Source organism: Streptococcus merionis DSM 19192, from assembly GCF_000380085.1.
Classification (GTDB): domain Bacteria; phylum Bacillota; class Bacilli; order Lactobacillales; family Streptococcaceae; genus Streptococcus; species Streptococcus merionis.
The window spans coordinates 46,416-64,048 of record NZ_KB904541.1; the positions used below are offsets into that span (position 1 = coordinate 46,416).

Sequence of the window (17,633 nt, forward strand, 5' to 3'; positions counted from 1 at the left end):
TAGGCTGGGAAAAAACAGACACAATAGTCATCCTTGTCACCAAGTATATCTACTACAATGCCCTGAATGGAGTTTTTATGTTATCTATTTTTGTTTTAGAAGATGATTTTTTACAACAGGGACGCTTAGAGCGGGCGATTGCTGAGACGGTAAAAGCTGGTCAGATCAAGTGCAAACGCTTGGAGATTTTTGGTAAACCGCAGCAATTGCTGGAGGCTGTGACAGAGACAGGGGACCACCAATTTTTCTTCTTAGATATTGAAATCAAGGGTGAGGAAAAAAAGGGCATGGAAATCGCGCGTGAGATTCGTGAAAAGGATCCGCGTGCGGTCATCGTCTTTGTCACGACGCATTCGGAATTCATGCCCCTGTCTTACAAGTACCGTGTGTCGGCTCTGGATTTTATTGACAAGGGCTTGAGCGAAGCTGATTATCAGGAAGCGGTCAGTTCTGTCCTTGAGCATGCTTATGCCAATATTAGTCAGACCGTTAGCCAAGATGCCTTTGTCTTTAAAAATGAGCACTCCCATGTTCAGGTGCCTTTTTCAGATATTCTTTACTTTGAGACGGCATCGACTGTTCACAAGGTCATTTTGACCACCAAGACAGGCATGTTGGAATTTTACGGTAAGGTCTCTGAAATGGCTAAGCTGGACGAGCGACTTTACCAAACACATAGAGCCTATGTGGTCAATCCTGAAAATGTGACTAGTATTGACCGTAAGAATTTTATGGTTCATTTTGGAAACGACGAATCTTGCTTTGTCTCTAGGATGAAACTCAAAGGCTTGATTGAGAGGGTCGAAAAATGAGTTTGTTACATCCCTTCCTTGTCTTGGTGGCAGATTGGTGGGTGAAGATGGTGGTTTTTTCCAATATTAGTCAGCTGAAAATGCCCCGCATCAAAGTCTTTTTAATTAGTCTAGCCATTGCTATGTTTCATCTTATTTCGCTTGATTGGACACGGTTTTTAGACCCCTTTTATCTCATCTTGGTTACAGTTCTTTTCTTAAAACCTGCCTGGAAAGTATCACAGTACCTTTTTTATGGGATGCTCCCTTTTGTCCTGACAGAGCTTTTTCAACGGTTGACCAATATTTATGAAGGTGTTCAAATGGTTATAGTCGATGGTGAAAAGGCTTGGCTACTAACTCTTGTTTCTGTGTTGAGTATTTTAGCCTTTCTTCCTATAGGTTATTTAGCGAGCAAGATTTTCCGGTTTGATTTTGTGACCTTCATGACTATCTTCCAACATCGGATTGGCAAGAAGGCAGGGCTTTTTATCAATCTAGCGCTCGCCTTTTATGGCTTGATTTTGTATCCTCTGATGTTGTCCAATAGAGAGGAGCAGAACTTTACTATCGTTTTTCAGACGAAAAACAGTACCAGCGAACTGAATCTTTTCCTGACTTATATTTATGTTTTTGGTGCTCTTCTTATTTACCTTAATTACAAGGCTAAGGAGTATCAGGATCAGGAACTGCAAAGGAGTAAAGATCAACAACTATCTGCTTTGAAGTCTTATAGTGAACATATCGAGGGTCTCTATAGGGAACTTCGTTCTTTTCGTCACGATTACACCAATGTTCTGACTAGTCTTAATGAAGCTTTTGAACAAGAGGATTTGCCAGCTGCTAGGGAAATTTACCAAGCTGTTTTAGCCCAGTCGGACAAACGATTCTATGACAACAAGTACGACATCGCCAATCTGGCTAACTTGACCAATAGTGCCATGAAATCAATCATATCCGCCAAACTTATGGAAGCTAGCAGTAAAGGGATTCATTTAACGATTGAGATTCCTGAGCCAATCGGCGATCCTGATATGGACTTGCTTGATGTGGTGACCTTATTATCTATCCTTTTGGACAATGCCATCGAAGCCAGCCAATTGGCAGAGCAAAAGTCGTTGGGATTTGCCTATTTTGCAGAAGGTGATAAAACCGTGCTTATCCTAGAAAATAGTACCGTAGAAGAACGCGTTAATGCCAAAACGATATATCAGTATGGACAGTCCAGTAAAGGAGACGGTCGTGGTATCGGCCTTGCTAATGTCAAGGATATACTGGCTAAATATCACCATATCAATCTTCAAACGGATAGCCGAGGTCATCACTTCACGCAGACCTTGATTTTCTAGTTATTGGTATTGATTAAAGAAGAGAGAGGGGACAGACAGCTATGATGGCTTCGTCCTCACCCCCAAAAAGCGTGTAAGCGTTGAAGATGACGTCTAAAAAATAATTCCAATCTCTTGTATGTTTAGATTGATTGGTTAGAGACAGTGGTTGGGAAAGTGAGAGTAATAATCCTTTAGCCCGAACTTAACAATAAAAGAGTGAGGATAGTCGGTTTCAATGAAATCACGACTACTGTCTCACTCTTATTTTTTAATATTCCATTTGTTTGAAATAGCGATAGGCCAGAACGATCAAGATGCTACTATATACAAGAGTAAGACACGTCGAACCAAGAAGTGAGACGATCAAACTTCCTATACCAGTGTAAGTATCATATGAAAAATAACCTGCTGGGATAAAGTAGAGGAAGGCGCCGCCAAGAACTTGAAAAATACTGAGTCCAAGACTAAAGGCAAAAGAGGCAGTCAGAGTTACACCTTTACCAAAGTAAAGGGACAAGCAGGCTGCTAACAAGATAGATAGAATACTCTCCATAATGAAAACCCAGCACATCATCCAAAAGGCAGCATTCTCAGCAGAATCTGAATTCCAAAAGTTAGGGCTAAAAATCGGTAGATGAATGAGGCGACCATAGTAGAGAGCGAACTGGCAAACCAAGAATAGTCCTAAAAAGATAAGCACAATGCTGATGAGGCTAGCAATCTTAGCCACAAAAATATCCCGGCGTTTTAAGTCTTTATAGAGAAAAAGAATGTGATTTTCCGCTTCGCCTTTAAAGACATTGTAGCTGAGAAGAAAGAGGGTTAAGGAAGGCAGAACAAAGTCGTTGACAGAGTTAATCAGTATATAGGCTACAGTTGATGCTGAAAACAAATAGCCTGAGTCTGAACTAAACCTCATGAAGTTGGATTTTTCGGGTAAAAAAGTAGACGCTAGGACCATGAGAGAATAAAGCACAGCGATTGAGAGATAAATTTTGGTTTCCTTACGTTTCCAAATACTGAGGAAAATGGGTTGAAATAAGGTCATGTGATACTCCTTGCTAATTGGGCAGACTAGTTTGCAGAGAAGACTTCTTTGAGATGGCTTTCTTTGACAGCGAGACTTTCAATCATATCATGCTGACCTAAGGTCGCAAAGAGATTATTGAGGTCTACTTGATCACCTTCAGTGGTAATGTCTAAAGTTCCCTCTTCTAGCGTGACAGTATCGTTTAGATAGGAATTTAAAAGACTGAGGTCTGCTGTTTCTTTGAGATGGATAAGAACACTTGGTTTGCTACTGCCGATAAATTCACTAGCCAGCTGACCAGCATCGATGTAGACATAACGTTGACAAAGGGCCTCTAGCTCCCCTAGCTGGTGGCTGGAAATCAGCATGGAAATCTGTCGTTCGCTGGACCATTTTTTTAAGATATTAATCAGATTTTGTACGCCGATTGGGTCCAATCCAACAAAAGGTTCGTCCAAGATAAGGAAATCAGGTTCTGCTACCATGGCGATGGCAAGAGCTGTCCGCTGCTTCATTCCAAAAGAGAAACCTTTTGGTTTCCGATTGCGAGCGTTCCAGAGCTCCAATAGTTTTAAGGTTGGTTCGATATTGCCATAGAGGTTTTCCTTGCCGTGTAGGCGGAGGTAAAACTTGAGATTATCTACTACAGTCATCTCTGGATAAAAAACTGGCTCAATCATGATGCCAAAATCAGCCAAGAGATTATCAGCTGTATGAATCTCGACGCCGTTGTAGAAGATTTTTCCCTCAGTCGGCTTGAGGGATTTGGCTATGAGTTTCATGAGAGTGGATTTGCCTGCTCCATTTTTTCCGATGAGACCGACAATTTCTCCTTTTTGGATTTCCATAGAGACATTTTTGAGCGAGTAAAAGTCATTTCCAGCGAATTTTTTTGAGAGGGTTTCGATTTTTAGCATGAGTGTGATTCCTTTTCTGTGATTAAAATTCCATTTTGTTAAAGTTACGACGGGCTGAGAAATAAGCGATAGCTAGATAGAGAATTGACAAGCCGAGACTAATCATCAATGCTGTGCCAAAGGACATTTTGCCAATCAGGTTTGGATAGGTGTTGGGAAACGTATAGCGAAAGCCATTAAGCAAGGGAGCAATCATGGCTGTCAGATTAAAGAGGACACCATATAATACCGCTTGTAATGTCCCTTTTTTGATAGAAACTGCTGCAATCAAACTGATTAAGATAAGATGGATTGCTACCGTTGCCAGCAATCGAAGGAAAATGGCAGAGCTTGTTCCCGTGACTGGCAAGAAATGTGCATCAATCCCATGACTTGGGATGATATAGAGATAGTAGATCAATAGACTAGTCAAAAAGGTCGCTCCAAAATAGAGGCCATAAATACCAAATAGACTGAGTAATTTAGCGTTAAAAATACTAGAACGTTTCAGATCTTTATAGAGAAAGAGGATGCCGGAATTAATCTCATCATGAAATACCGAGGAGACAATCAATCCCAAAATTAAGCTTGGCAAGATGAGCTGATATTGGGTTTCGATACTAGCATCAAAGAAAGCCATAGCGCTGCTCAGAAATTCTCCAGCCTGAGAAGCGCCTTGAATATCCTTTGAAAAGGCAGGAGTTAAAAGAGGTAGGATAGAAAAGGCCAGTAAGATAGCGACATCTCGTCTTTTAAAGACGGAGTGAAAGATAGGGGAGATAAGTTTCATAATCTATTTCCTCGATTGTGTTTTTTGATGAACCTAGTATAGCCCAGAAAAAGTTAAACCCGTCCATGATGTCATGAACGGTAATTTTTTTGTCATGAATGGCCGTTTTTGAATCGAGTGTCTCTGAAACTACTTTCAGAATTTGGGTAAAACGATCTTTTTCTGGTTGTAAATTCTAAATGGCTAACTAGTCTTGTCAAATCATTTTGTACGGGTTATAATACCAAGTATAAACGCTATCATAAATTAAAAAGAAAGGTGAAACTAGATGAGTAAGATTAGCAAGGAAGACCTGATTCATCAGATTCAAGGTGGGATTATCGTGTCTTGTCAGGCCTTGCCAGGAGAGCCCTTGTATACAGAAACTGGTGGAGTTATGCCGCTCTTAGCCAAGGCTGCCGAAGAAGGTGGCGCCATCGGGATTCGGGCAAATAGTGTCCGTGATATTAAGGAGATTCAGTCAGTGACAGACCTGCCCATTATCGGAATCATCAAGCGTGATTACCCACCTCAGGAGCCTTTTATCACTGCAACCATGAAGGAAGTAGACGAACTTGCTCTTTTGGAGCTTGCTGTTATTGCCTTGGATTGCACCAAGCGGGAACGTTTTGATGGTCTTGAGATTAGTGAGTTTATCCGTCAAGTTAAGGAAAAATACCCCGATCAACTTTTGATGGCAGATATCAGTGCCTTAGATGAAGGACTTACTGCCTATGAGGCGGGGGTTGACTTTGTTGGTACGACTTTGTCTGGCTATACGTCATATAGTCGTCAAGAAGATGGCCCGGACATTGAGCTAATACGGGCGCTTTGTGAGGCAGGTGTCGATGTCATTGCTGAGGGTAAAATCCATACACCAGAGCAAGTTAAAGAGATTCAAGCTCTTGGTGTTAAAGGGATTGTCGTGGGTGGTGCCATTACTAGACCAAAGGAGATCACTCAGCGCTTTGTAGCAGCGACTAAGGGTTAACTAAAAATATAGTTTAAGAGATTGGAGGGATTGATGATTTAAGCGGATTTATAACAAGATATAGTTGCGATTCCTTAGGGACAACACTTCAGTTACCATTCATTTTAACTGAACCTGAGTTAATATCTAGATAATAGTAGTTACAATATCCATAAGATCACCTCTAAAAACTTCCTCATTTCTCGAAATATGAGATAATAAATATAGCAAAGGGTTAGATTTTGCACTATTCACAGGTGAGGGACTTTGGCGGAACTTAGCGGTGATGCGTCAAACTATAACGGAAACGAGACGGAGTGCTTTTTATACGTAATCCTCAAAGATTACATACTTTTGTGGGTGAGGGCGAAACCATCATGGTTGTCTGCCTCAGCCTCAACCAATCTTTAGACCTTTTTCCATTTTCCACGGAGTTTTAACGCTCTTTGCATCTTAGTAATTGAATTCGGCCTAAAATCCTCGATAAATTCGAAAACCTCCTCAAGTCCAGAGACTTGTCGTCTGTTTTCTCATTTTTCCACGGATTTTTCACGGCCTCATATCTTAACCAACTGAACACGGGCTAAAATGCTAGATTTAGTTTGGAATGACTAAGACCGTAGTCGTCTGGGTTTTCTTCGATTTTATCTGTGAAAACCCTAGTCGTCCTGGTCGGGGTGCGTCAACGTCATCAAAGATGACTGACTTACCGCCATTTTCCATCGCATTTTTGAACGCCCTTTGTATCTTAATAAAAGGAGTCATCAAATGAAAAGATTTGTACATACACTACTTACTGGTGTAACACTCTTAGCCCTTGCGGCTTGCGGCAATTCAGGAGGATCAAGCTCAAACTCCTCAAAAGAAGCTAAAAATACTGACACCGCAAAAACAGAAATCACTTGGTGGGCTTTCCCAGTATTCACCCAAGAAAAAACGGATGATGCCGTTGGGACATACGAAAAATCCATTATTGCAGCTTTTGAAAAAGCGAATCCAGATATCAAAGTTAACCTTGAAACAATTGACTTTACTTCAGGTCCAGAAAAAATCACAACAGCCATTGAAGCGGGTACAGCACCGGATGTGCTTTTTGACGCACCGGGTCGTATCATCACTTACGGAAAAAATGGGAAATTAGCAGACTTGAATGACCTCTTCACAGAGGACTATATCAAGGATGTCAATAACGATAATATCATTCAAGCAAGTAAGGCTGGTGATACAGCTTATATGTATCCAATCAGTTCAGCACCATTTTATATGGCTATGAACAAGGCCATGTTGAAAGATGCTGGTGTGCTTGATTTGGTCAAAGATGGTTGGACAACAGAGGATTTTGAAAAAGTCATCAAAGCTTTGAAAGATAAAGGCTATAATCCTGGCTCCCTCTTTGCCAACGGTCAAGGTGGGGACCAAGGGAATCGCGCTTTCTTAGCTAATCTTTATAGCGGCAGTATTACCAACGCTGATGTTACTAAGTACACTACTGATGAGCCAGCGATGGTCAAGGCGTTGACAACTGTGAAAAAATGGATGGACGATGGTCTCATCATGAACGGTTCTCAATACAACGGTGGGGACGACATTCAAAACTTTGCTAACGGGCAAACCTCTTACACCATCCTTTGGGGACCAGCTCAAAATGGCATTCAAGCGCAATTGTTGGAGTCCAGTGGTGTAGAAGTTGTTGAAGTGCCATTTCCGTCTGAAGATGGCAAAGCAGCGCTGGAATACTTAGTAAATGGCTTTGCAGTCTTTAACAATGGTGATGCTGCTAAGGTTGAAGCCTCCAAGAAATTTGTCCAATTCATCGCAGATGACAAGGAGTGGGGACCTAAGAACGTGGTCCGTACAGGTGCTTTCCCAGTTCGTGAGTCATTTGGCAAACTCTATGACGATGAGCGTATGGAAACCATTAGCAAATGGACACAATACTATTCACCATACTACAATACTATTGATGGTTTTGCAGAAATGCGTGCCCTCTGGTTCCCAACTTTGCAAGCTGTATCAAACGGAGATGAAAAACCAGAAGCAGCCTTGAAATCATTCACAGAAAAAGCGAACGCAACCATCAAGCCAGCTAATTAACAAGACTATGCTCACCAATAGCTTCTTCTTTTTCAGAACTGGGATTAACTCTTCTGAAAAAGAAATGTAAAGGCTATTTTCGCCGCGATTCCTGTGATGATAAAGCACTTACTGCCTTATGTAGGGGCATAACAAGTTTCGTTTTCACCTCTGTGTTTAGGTGAGTTCTATGAGCTAGAGCTTTTGTTCCAGCCTTATGTCTACAAATCTCTGTGAAAACTGTTTTTACGTAATAAAAATAGTAAAATTAAAGTTGAGCTTAGCTCTAGGAATGTCTCCTTTTCCTCATGACAGTCTGTGTGTGCTGGAAGAGGAGACTTTTTTATCAAAAAGATTATTTTTCTGTTTTGAGAAAAGAATTGTTTTTAAGATAACAAGATAATACGAAGATGACATGCTATAAGAGAGGTATTTACTGTGCGAGTAAACAAAATTAGAATGCGAGAAACCGTTGTCTCCTATACCTTCTTGGCGCCGATTTTGGTTTTCTTTACCGTCTTTGTCTTGGCGCCGATGATGATGGGGCTGGTGACCAGCTTCTTTAGATATACCATGACCGAATTCACTTTTATCGGTCTGGATAATTATATCCGTATGTTCAATGACGAAGTCTTTATCAAGTCTTTGATTAATACGGTCATTATTGTGATCGGTTCCGTTCCTGTCGTGGTTTTCTTCTCCCTTTTTGTGGCAGCGAGAACCTACAATAAAAATGTGATTACACGCTCTTTCTACCGATTTGTCTTTTTCTTACCTGTCGTTACAGGTAGTGTAGCCGTGACGGTTGTTTGGAAATGGATCTACGATCCCCTATCAGGTATTTTGAACTTTGTGCTCAAGTCCGGTGGAATTATTGATCAAAATATCAGTTGGCTGGGAGACAAGCAGTGGGCGCTCTGGGCGATTATCATCATTCTCTTGACCACCTCGGTGGGGCAGCCCATTATCCTCTACATTGCGGCTTTGGGAAATATTGATAATTCCTTGGTGGAAGCAGCGCGTGTGGACGGTGCAACTGAGACTCAGGTCTTTTGGAACATCAAGTGGCCTGCTCTTTTGCCAACGACTCTCTACATCGCAGTTATCACAACCATCAACTCCTTCCAGTGTTTTGCGCTGATTCAGCTGTTAACCTCTGGTGGACCAAACTATTCAACCTCAACCCTGATGTACTACCTTTACGAAAAAGCTTTCAAGCTGTCTGAGTATGGCTACGCCAATACTATGGGTGTTTTTCTGGCAGTCTTGATTGCCTTGATTAGTTTTGCTCAGTTTAAGATTTTGGGCGATGATGTGAAGTATTAGGAGGACGCTTATGAACACGAAAAAACGAGAATTCTCTCTCTTTGGAGCGATCAGTAACGTTATCCTACTTTTACTGACGGTGCTCTTCATCTTTCCATTTTACTGGATTTTGACTGGAGCTTTTAAGGCCCAGCCAGACACTATCAAGATTCCTCCACAATGGTTTCCAGTAGCGCCAACGATTGAAAACTTTGAGAAACTGGTCGTCCAAAACCCTGCTTTACAGTGGTTGTGGAACTCGGTCTTTATCTCCTTGGCGACTATGATTTTAGTTTGTGCGACCTCATCACTAGCAGGCTATGTCTTGGCTAAGAAACGTTTCTACGGCCAACGCTTCCTCTTTAGCATGTTTATTGCAGCGATGGCTCTGCCCAAACAAGTTGTCCTAGTGCCTTTGGTGCGGATTATCAATTTTATGGGAATTCATGATACCTTAGCAGCGGTTATCCTGCCCTTGGTGGGCTGGCCATTTGGAGTTTTTCTGATGAAGCAGTTCTCAGAAAACATTCCGACAGAGCTTTTGGAGTCTGCTAAGATGGACGGCTGTAGCGAGCTTAGAACCTTTTGGAATGTTGCTTTTCCAATTGTCAAACCAGGCTTTGCTGCCCTTGCTATCTTTACCTTTATTAACTCTTGGAATGATTATTTCATGCAATTGGTGATGCTGACGTCACGTCAAAACTTGACCATCTCACTCGGTGTTGCAACCATGCAGGCCGAAATGGCAACTAACTACGGTCTCATCATGGCTGGTGCTGCTATGGCCGCCGTACCAATCGTCACTGTTTTCCTCATTTTCCAAAAATCCTTTACGCAAGGGATTACCATGGGAGCTGTTAAGGGGTAAAATTCTCTGACGGGGGAAAGGAAATAAAGAATAATCAGCGAGGATTTATATGATTTACGATCAGCTATCAGAACTCAGTAACTATCAGGGGTTACACCCAAATCTGGATCTGGCTTTGGAAAAATTACAGGAGATAGATTTAACCAGTCTTGATTTGGGACGGCAGGACCTTGATGAGGACAGGGTTTATCTGATAGTCCAAGAAAATAGATTGGACAAGGAAATTGGCCCAGATTTTGAAGTTCACCGTGATTATCTTGACCTCCATCTTTTGCTTGAGGGCAAGGAAATTGCCAAGTACGGATTTGGCGATCGCGAAGTGACCAAAATCTATACCTCGGAGACGGATTTTGGTCTGGAAAAATGTGAGCGGGAGCTGGACGTTGTCATTGATGCCGAGCACTTTGTCATCTATTTCCCAGGTGAAGCTCATCGACCAAACGTCCATGCAGGTGACGGTGATACTGTCAAAAAATGCATCGTAAAAGTGCTGGTAGATTAAGATACAAAGAGCATGTAGAAAGTGACTGAAAAAATAGAGAAAGGAAGGCTATGGGGAATAAAACAGAAAAATTAGTGAAGACCATTTTCGCTGTTGACAACGTCTTTGTCCGTGCTTGCGAACGGATCTTGGACTTGGTGGTGCTAAACCTCCTTTTCCTTCTGACCTGCCTGCCTGTCCTGACAATCGGTATTGCAAAGATGAGTTTGTATCAGGTGCTTTTTGACCTTAAACGTCAGAAACGTCTACCAGTCATAGCAAGCTATCTGCAAGCCCTCAAACGCCACGCAAAACAAGGCTTCAAGCTAGGACTAATGGAACTCGTATTGGTGGGCTTTTGCCTACTGGATCTGGTCCTGGCCCATCACCATCCTTTATCAGGTGCTCGCTTGATTCAAGTCATGGCTATAGCCATGCTGATCCTAGCAACAGGAATTTTTCTTTATGTCTACCCCATGGCGACACGGTTTGAGATGTCCATTAAGGCGCTGTTCAAGACTGGCTTTCTGTTTGCGGGTCTTCATTTTCCTTGGACTTTTCTCATGCTGGGTATCATCATCTTCTTAATGACCTTACTTTACACAACGTCTTTGACTTTCCTGCTGGGGCTTAGCCTCTTGGTTGTGATAGGCTTCTCCTGTCTAGGTTATGGTCAAATTATTGTTATGGAAAGAATCTTTCAAAAATACCCTCTTGAAGGGAAAAATTAATGAGGCAAAGAAGCACTGACTGCAGTGTTTCTTTTTTTCCAGCTCTATTTTCAAGAGGGGCTATCTATCGCCTGACTGAAAGTACTTTCAGTGTGGACAATAAACTTTAGAAATTCTGATAGTACAATCTAAATGGTTAAAATCTATTGTCAAAAGGTTAAAAGGATTCTATAATAGACGATGTAAGCGGTGTCATATAAAGAAAGAAAACGGAGGAATTTAATTGGTGCGATAAGTAAGTCAAGTGTAAAAGGTTTAGTTTCCGAATGGATTTATTTATCGAATCTTTGAAGGGGGTATAAAAATGCTTGCCTATAAAAATTTTGGAGGTGCAGAGTCAATTTGATTAAGGAAAAGGAGGTGGCTAGCAAAAATGATAATCACTAGAATAGATGACTTGGATGTTTACCAGAACGTCAATCCATATTTTATAGACCTTATAGAGTTTTTACATACGAATAATATTTATGCTATCTCAGAAGGGCCTATCAAAATCAAGGGAGAACAACTGTTTGGGAACTGTTTCAAGTACCTTGCAGATGGAAGATGTGGAGAGTTCTTTGAAACACATCGTAAATATCTAGACATTCACGTTGTTTTAGAAAATTGTGAAGATATGGCAGTATCCTCAATAAATAGCGCTAATCTTACGAAAGACTATGACGATGAGAATGATATAGAGTTTTATGAGGGAAAGGTGGAGCAGTTAGTCCATTTGACACCCGGTGATTGCTTGATTACATTTCCGCAGGATTTTCATCAACCTAAGATTCGTGTCAACGATGAATTAGTTAAAAAAGTTGTTTTTAAGGTTGCATTAAATTGACCAAAAAGGAAAGAGGACAAAATGAAAAAATTCAAAAAAATGATGAGTGCATTTGGTCTTGCACTCGCTTCTCTTGCTGTTGTAGCTTGTTCGTCAGGAAATAATGAGCAAGCCAGTAAGTCTGCTGATAAAGGAGAGCTATCTGGTGAAATTGTGATGTGGCATTCCTTTACCCAAGGGCCGCGCTTGGAGTCTATTCAAAAATCAGCTGACGAGTTCATGGAAGAAAATCCTAAAGTAAAAATTAAGATTGAAACTTTCTCTTGGAATGACTTTTATACAAAATGGACTACCGGCTTAGCGAATGGGAATGTGCCAGATATTAGCACAGCACTACCGAACCAAGTTATGGAGATGATTAACTCGGATGCCATTATACCGTTAAATGATACAATTGAGTCAATTGGTGCAGATCGCTTTAATGAAGCTGCATTAAATGAAGCTAAGGTAGGCTCAGACATGTATTCTGTACCACTCTATTCTCACGCCCAAGTCATGTGGGTTCGGACAGATTTATTAGAAAAACATCATATTGAAGTTCCAAAAACTTGGGACGAGCTTTATGAAGCTAGTAAGAAATTGTCCACAGACGGGGTTTATGGAATGTCTGTTCCGCTAGGCACAAATGATTTAATGGCAACACGTTTCCTAAACTTTTATGTCCGTAGCGCAGGCGGTAGCTTATTAACAAAAGACTTAAAAGCCGATTTGACAAGTGATCTTGCTCAAGAGGGGATTAAATATTGGGTGAAAATGTATAATGACGTTTCGCCTAAAGATTCGTTGAATTTCAATGTGTTGCAACAAGCGACATTATTCTATCAAGGTAAAACAGCTTTTGACTTTAACTCAGGTTTCCATGTAGGCGGTGTTGAGGCAAACAGTCCGCACTTGCTAGATCATATTGATGCTTATCCGATTCCAAAAGTAAAAGCTAGCGATAAAGATCAGGGTATCGAGACATCTAATATCCCAATGGTTGTCTGGAAAAATTCAAAACATCCTGAAGTAGCTAAGGCATTTATTGAATACCTGTATCAAGAAGAAAATTACCTTGAATTTCTAGATGCTACTCCAGTTGGTATGTTGCCAGCGATCAGCGGTATTTCAGATCTGCCAGCTTACAAAGAAAATGAAACACGTCAAAAGTTCCAACATGCAGAAGAAGTGATTCTGGAGGCTGTTGCTAAAGGGACTGCTATCGGTTTTGAAAATGGACCGAGTGTACAAGCTGGTTTGATGTTAAATCAACATGTCATTGAGGAAATGTTCCAAGATATTATCAGTAATGGAACGGATCCTAAAGAAGCAGCTGAAAAAGCCGAGAAGAAATTGAATGATTTATTTGAAACAGTTGCTGTTGATGTCAATTAGACACGATAAAATGGCTACGGTGACAATACTGTAGCCATCTTTTAATAGAAGGAGTACGAATGGTTAGAGACCGTAATTTAACACGTTGGATTTTTGTTTTACCAGCGATGATTATTGTAGGGTTACTCTTTGTTTATCCGTTTTTTTCAAGTATCTTTTATAGTTTTACTAATAAACACTTGATTATGCCTAACTATCGCTTTGTTGGTTTGGACAATTACATTAATGTACTCAATGACCCAGATTTTTTTACAGCGTTCTTTAATTCTCTAAAGTGGACTGTCTTTTCACTTGTAGGCCAGGTGTTGGTAGGGTTTATTTTAGCTATTTCCCTTCATAGAGTTCGTCGCTTTAAAAAATTGTATAGAACGCTTCTCATTGTTCCATGGGCCTTTCCAACAATTGTTATTGCCTTTTCTTGGCAGTGGATTTTAAACGGAGTTTATGGCTATCTTCCTAATTTAATTGTGAAATTAGGGCTGATGGATATGGCACCTGCATTTTTGACAGATAAAACATGGGCTTTCATTTGTTTAGTGGGAATCAATATATGGTTTGGTGCACCGATGATCATGGTTAATATCTTATCGGCACTCCAAACCGTTCCACAGGAGCAATTTGAAGCTGCAAAAATTGATGGTGCTTCAAGTTGGCAGGTGTTTCGCTATATAACTCTCCCGCATATTAAAGTTGTCGTGGGATTGCTAGTCGTTCTCAGAACAATCTGGATTTTTAATAATTTTGATATTATCTACTTGATAACGGGTGGTGGACCGTCAAATGCTACGATGACTGTTCCAATTTTTGCTTATAATTTAGGTTGGGGAACAAAGCTCATAGGTAGGGCTTCGGCAGTAACAGTCTTACTTTTCCTCTTTCTCTTAGCAATATGTTTCATTTACTTCAAAGTAATTAACAAATGGGAAAAGGAGACTAGATGATGAAGAGAAAATCACAATGGTACTTAGACTTACTATCCCATGCAATATTAGTTATTGCAACCATTATAGCTATTTTTCCATTAGTGTGGATTATTATTTCATCCGTTAAAGGAAAAGGAGAATTAACACAATTTCCAACACGTTTTTGGCCGCAGAATTTTACATTTGACTATTTTGAGCATGTTATCAATGATTTGAATTTCATAACAAATATCAAAAATAGCTTGCTTGTCGCGTTATCGGCCACTGTCATCGCAACGGTTGTGTCTGCAATGGCTGCCTATGGCATTGTTCGCTTTTTCCCAAGATTGGGAGCAATTATGTCAAAATTATTGGTGACAACCTATATTTTCCCGCCGATCTTGCTTGCTATTCCCTATTCTTTAGCGATTTCTAAAGTTGGCTTATCCAATAGTCTTTTGGGGCTCATGATTATTTACCTGTCCTTTAGCGTTCCATACGCGGTTTGGATCTTGGTAGGTTTCTTCCAGACCGTTCCAGTAGGGATTGAAGAGGCTGCTAGGATTGACGGGGCCAATAAGTTTGTGACTTTCTATAAAGTGGTTCTTCCGATTGTTGCACCAGGTATTGTAGCAACTGCGATCTATACCTTTATCAATGCGTGGAATGAATTTCTTTATGCGCTTATCTTGATTAACGATACAAGTAAGATGACAGTTGCCGTAGCTCTCAGATCTTTGAATGGTTCAGAAATTCTTGATTGGGGAGACATGATGGCTGCATCTGTTATCGTTGTTCTGCCTTCAATAATCTTCTTCTCACTGATCCAAAATAAAATTGCAGGTGGCTTATCTGAAGGTTCTGTTAAGTAGATTTATAAGATAGTGGAGTTTATTTATGAATGACAGAGTTGCCAAATCATCGTATTGGGTTGCTCTTTGAAAAATACGATTCTTGGTCACGGAATGAATTACACTTGACGGATGTTGTCCAGTATGTTGATTATGATATTAACGATTTATTAAAATAAAGGAGAAATTATAATTATGGTTAAATATGGTGTTGTAGGAACAGGTTACTTTGGAGCAGAATTAGCTCGCTATATGCAAAAAAATGATGGTGCCGAAATCACTGTCGTATATGATCCAGAAAATGCTGAAGCTGTAGCTGAAGAACTGGGAGCTAGGGTTGCTTCCTCTATTGATGAGTTGGTAGCTTGTGAAGATGTTGACTGTGTCATTGTTGCATCTCCTAATTATCTTCATAAAGAACCAGTCATTAAGGCTGCACAAAACGGAAAGCATGTTTTTTGCGAAAAGCCAATTGCACTTTCGTATCAGGACTGCCGTGAAATGGTAGATGCTTGTAAAGAATACGGAGTGACTTTTATGGCTGGTCATATCATGAATTTCTTTAATGGTGTGCATCATGCTAAGGAATTGATTAATGAAGGTGTTATTGGTGACATTCTCTTCTGTCATACAGCGCGCAACGGCTGGGAGGAAATGCAACCGTCTGTATCTTGGAAAAAAATTCGTGAAAAATCAGGTGGTCATCTTTATCACCATATCCATGAATTGGACTGTGTGCAATTTTTGATGGGAGGACTACCTGAGACGGTGACAATGACAGGTGGAAATGTTGCTCATGAAGGAGAAAATTTTGGTGATGAAGATGATATGATCTTTGTTAACATGGAATTTCCAGGTAAAAGATTTGCTTTGCTAGAGTGGGGTTCTGCTTATCGCTGGGGAGAGCATTATGTTCTTATTCAAGGAACAAAGGGTGCCATAAAAATCGATATGTTCAACTGTAAGGGAACCCTTAAAGTTGATGGCAAGGAAACTTATTTCTTAGTGCATGAATCTCAGGAAGAAGATGATGACCGTACGCGCATCTACCATAGTACAGAAATGGACGGTGCAATTGCTTACGGTAAGCCAGGTAAGCGTACTCCAATGTGGTTAGCTTCGATTATTGATAAGGAAATGCAGTATCTTCATGCTATTATGCAAGGAGAACCAGTAACAGAGGAGTTTAAGAAATTGCTGACTGGTGAAGCGGCTTTGGAGGCAATCGCAACTGCAGATGCATGTACTCTGTCTATTAATGAAGATAGGAAAGTTAAATTATCCGAGATTGTTAGTAAATAATTAACTTTTAAACAATATTATAGGGTTACTGTACTTACGAATTGTAAGAGTATCAAGTATTTCCTCCAAAAAGATAACTCTTGATTAATGAGTATGTCATCTAATCCGTATAGCTCTATTGCCAACCAAATGTTATCAAAATCTGACTTAGCATAATATTTGATAATACGAGAGTATTGTATCTCAAAGAAAAGAAGGACTATCATGACCGATTTAACCAAATACCATGGGATTATTCCTGCATTTTACGCCTGTTATGACGACGAGGGCAATATCAGCCCTGAGCGTGTTCAAGCCTTGACCCAATTTTTCATTGATAAGGGAGTCAAGGGGCTCTATACTAACGGTTCGTCTGGCGAATGTATTTACCAGAGCGTCGAGGATCGTAAGGTCGTTTTGGAAAATGTTATGAAGGTTGCCAAGGGCAAGCTGACCATCATCAACCATGTGGCTTGCAATAGCACCCGTGACAGTATTGAGCTGGCTAAGCATGCAGAAAGCCTTGGGGTTGATGCGATTGCAGCTATTCCGCCGATCTATTTCCGCTTGCCAGAACACTCCATTGCCAAATACTGGAACGACATCAGCGCGGCAGCTCCAAATACGGACTTTATCATTTACAATATCCCGCAGCTCGTTGGCGTTGCTCTCACGCCAACCCTCTACCGTGAAATGCTCCATAATGAGCGTGTGATCGGGGTAAAAAATTCGTCCATGCCTGTTCAGGATATTGAGATCTTTGCTTCCCTTGGTGGCGAGGATCATGTGGTCTTTAATGGTCCGGATGAGCAGTTCCTTGGTGGTCGTCTGATGGGCGCAACTGGTGGTATTGGAGGTACATATGGCGCTATGCCAGAACTCTTCCTAAAGCTGGATAGCTTGATTGCAGACAAAGAGCTGAGTACGGCTCGCGAGTTACAGTACGCGATTAACCACATCATTGGTCATATGGCTTCAGCGCGTGGCAATATGTACGGTATTATCAAAGCCGTCCTCAAAATCAATGAAGGCTTGGAGTTGGGTTCTGTACGTGAGCCTTTGATGCCAGTCAGCGAGGAAGATGCTTCCGTCGTAGCAGAAGCTGCCCGCCTGATTCGTGAGGCCAAGAAGCGTTTTTGCTAGCTTTTATGAGG

The 17,633-nt window shown here is 40.9% G+C and carries 17 protein-coding genes and 1 pseudogene; 15 read left to right on the forward strand and 3 right to left on the reverse strand.

Annotated features, from left to right (window positions below):
- The first annotated feature begins 77 nt into the window (after positions 1 to 77).
- Positions 78 to 812 (forward strand): response regulator transcription factor, encoded by a 735-nt coding sequence (locus A3I5_RS0103965; protein ID WP_018373328.1) that lies wholly within the window; start codon positions 78 to 80, stop codon positions 810 to 812.
- The gene (locus tag A3I5_RS0103970; protein WP_018373329.1) at positions 809 to 2,140 is read left to right on the forward strand and encodes a sensor histidine kinase; all 1,332 of its coding nucleotides are present in this window, start codon (positions 809 to 811) and stop codon (positions 2,138 to 2,140) included. Before A3I5_RS0103965 ends, A3I5_RS0103970 begins: the two co-directional genes overlap by 4 nt.
- A gap of 250 nt (positions 2,141 to 2,390) precedes the next feature.
- On the opposite strand, the gene A3I5_RS0103975 is transcribed toward A3I5_RS0103970, so the two are convergent.
- The 3 genes from A3I5_RS0103975 to A3I5_RS0103985 are packed head-to-tail and all read right to left on the reverse strand — an operon-like array spanning position 2,391 to position 4,838.
- Positions 2,391 to 3,170: a hypothetical protein gene (locus A3I5_RS0103975; protein WP_018373330.1), complete on the reverse strand. Its 780-nt coding sequence runs from the start codon at positions 3,168 to 3,170 to the stop codon at positions 2,391 to 2,393.
- 26 nt (positions 3,171 to 3,196) lie between these two features.
- Positions 3,197 to 4,069: an ABC transporter ATP-binding protein gene (locus tag A3I5_RS0103980; protein ID WP_018373331.1), complete on the reverse strand. Its 873-nt coding sequence runs from the start codon at positions 4,067 to 4,069 to the stop codon at positions 3,197 to 3,199.
- Between the two features lie 22 nt (positions 4,070 to 4,091).
- Positions 4,092 to 4,838 carry a hypothetical protein gene (locus tag A3I5_RS0103985; RefSeq protein ID WP_018373332.1) on the reverse strand — a complete coding sequence of 249 codons (747 nt, stop codon included), beginning with the start codon at positions 4,836 to 4,838 and terminating at the stop codon, positions 4,092 to 4,094.
- 268 nt (positions 4,839 to 5,106) lie between these two features.
- Between A3I5_RS0103985 and A3I5_RS0103990 the strand changes: the two genes are divergently transcribed.
- The 13 genes and pseudogenes from A3I5_RS0103990 to A3I5_RS0104060 all read left to right on the forward strand — a co-directional run bounded on the left by A3I5_RS0103990 (position 5,107) and on the right by A3I5_RS0104060 (position 17,622).
- Complete coding sequence (locus A3I5_RS0103990) at positions 5,107 to 5,808, forward strand: N-acetylmannosamine-6-phosphate 2-epimerase (protein ID WP_018373333.1); 702 nt, start codon at positions 5,107 to 5,109, stop codon at positions 5,806 to 5,808.
- Between the two features lie 747 nt (positions 5,809 to 6,555).
- Positions 6,556 to 7,881, forward strand: coding sequence for an ABC transporter substrate-binding protein (locus A3I5_RS0104000; protein WP_018373335.1), 1,326 nt, complete (start codon positions 6,556 to 6,558; stop codon positions 7,879 to 7,881).
- A 417-nt stretch (positions 7,882 to 8,298) separates the two neighbouring features.
- Positions 8,299 to 9,186, forward strand: coding sequence for a carbohydrate ABC transporter permease (locus tag A3I5_RS0104005; protein WP_026216914.1), 888 nt, complete (start codon positions 8,299 to 8,301; stop codon positions 9,184 to 9,186).
- A gap of 10 nt (positions 9,187 to 9,196) precedes the next feature.
- Positions 9,197 to 10,033: a carbohydrate ABC transporter permease gene (locus A3I5_RS0104010; RefSeq protein ID WP_018373337.1), complete on the forward strand. Its 837-nt coding sequence runs from the start codon at positions 9,197 to 9,199 to the stop codon at positions 10,031 to 10,033.
- Between the two features lie 49 nt (positions 10,034 to 10,082).
- Positions 10,083 to 10,535, forward strand: coding sequence for a NanQ anomerase/TabA/YiaL family protein (locus A3I5_RS0104015; protein WP_018373338.1), 453 nt, complete (start codon positions 10,083 to 10,085; stop codon positions 10,533 to 10,535).
- Between the two features lie 50 nt (positions 10,536 to 10,585).
- The gene (locus A3I5_RS0104020) at positions 10,586 to 11,245 is read left to right on the forward strand and encodes a DUF624 domain-containing protein (protein WP_018373339.1); all 660 of its coding nucleotides are present in this window, start codon (positions 10,586 to 10,588) and stop codon (positions 11,243 to 11,245) included.
- A gap of 373 nt (positions 11,246 to 11,618) precedes the next feature.
- The gene (locus A3I5_RS0104025) at positions 11,619 to 12,071 is read left to right on the forward strand and encodes a YhcH/YjgK/YiaL family protein (RefSeq protein WP_018373340.1); all 453 of its coding nucleotides are present in this window, start codon (positions 11,619 to 11,621) and stop codon (positions 12,069 to 12,071) included.
- Between the two features lie 21 nt (positions 12,072 to 12,092).
- On the forward strand, positions 12,093 to 13,445 hold the full coding sequence (locus A3I5_RS0104030; protein WP_018373341.1) for an ABC transporter substrate-binding protein: 1,353 nt from the start codon (positions 12,093 to 12,095) through the stop codon (positions 13,443 to 13,445).
- Between the two features lie 59 nt (positions 13,446 to 13,504).
- Positions 13,505 to 14,386, forward strand: coding sequence for a carbohydrate ABC transporter permease (locus A3I5_RS0104035; protein WP_018373342.1), 882 nt, complete (start codon positions 13,505 to 13,507; stop codon positions 14,384 to 14,386).
- A complete protein-coding gene (locus A3I5_RS0104040; protein ID WP_026216915.1) occupies positions 14,386 to 15,219 on the forward strand; it encodes a carbohydrate ABC transporter permease in 834 nt (277 codons plus the stop codon). The genes A3I5_RS0104035 and A3I5_RS0104040 overlap by 1 nt, the downstream gene beginning before the upstream one ends.
- Before the next feature lie 29 nt (positions 15,220 to 15,248).
- Positions 15,249 to 15,377, forward strand: a pseudogene (locus A3I5_RS12970) (hypothetical protein); the annotation flags it as partial.
- Between the two features lie 16 nt (positions 15,378 to 15,393).
- Positions 15,394 to 16,500: a Gfo/Idh/MocA family protein gene (locus A3I5_RS0104050; protein WP_018373345.1), complete on the forward strand. Its 1,107-nt coding sequence runs from the start codon at positions 15,394 to 15,396 to the stop codon at positions 16,498 to 16,500.
- A 204-nt stretch (positions 16,501 to 16,704) separates the two neighbouring features.
- A complete protein-coding gene (locus A3I5_RS0104060) occupies positions 16,705 to 17,622 on the forward strand; it encodes a dihydrodipicolinate synthase family protein (protein ID WP_018373347.1) in 918 nt (305 codons plus the stop codon).
- Positions 17,623 to 17,633 lie beyond the last annotated feature (11 nt).